The organism is Bartonella taylorii 8TBB, from assembly GCF_902825155.1.
Lineage (GTDB): Bacteria > Pseudomonadota > Alphaproteobacteria > Rhizobiales > Rhizobiaceae > Bartonella > Bartonella taylorii_A.
This window is the reverse complement of the sequence record NZ_CADEAG010000190.1, coordinates 1-399: the sequence shown is the minus strand read 5'-3', so window position 1 is coordinate 399 and position 399 is coordinate 1. Positions and strand designations below refer to the sequence as shown.

Annotated in this window: 1 pseudogene; it reads right to left on the bottom strand. The window is 37.3% G+C overall.

Annotated features, from left to right (window positions below):
- Nucleotides 1–399, bottom strand: a pseudogene (locus J7R13_RS09245) (glutamate--tRNA ligase); the annotation flags it as partial.

Below are 399 nucleotides of genomic sequence, written 5' to 3'. Positions count from 1 at the left end.
CGACCTGTTTTTTCTTTTAATGCCGTTGTCCAAACTTTCCAACTTTCATCATTCAATGCGCCTTCAGGCAAGAAATTGAGTGATTGACACACGAATGCACGATCTTCAAGCGCCACTGTATCAAAGTTCTTTTGTTCGTCATGAATCATTTTCCACCAAAAGACAGCATCATTTACTTTGTCAATATTGCCTCTCATCGCATTCCAAAAACACTCCGCCTTATCGCCATCAATAGAAAGATTTTTAAGTCGTGTTTTAACTTCCTCATAGGTTAACTCATGCACAAGATGACGATTTAAAGCAAAAAGATCAGTAGTATCAAATTTTGCAACTGATTTTGACGTATCTTGCAGATTAAAATGCTCTAAAAGTGCTACTTGATTGGGATATGGATGCACA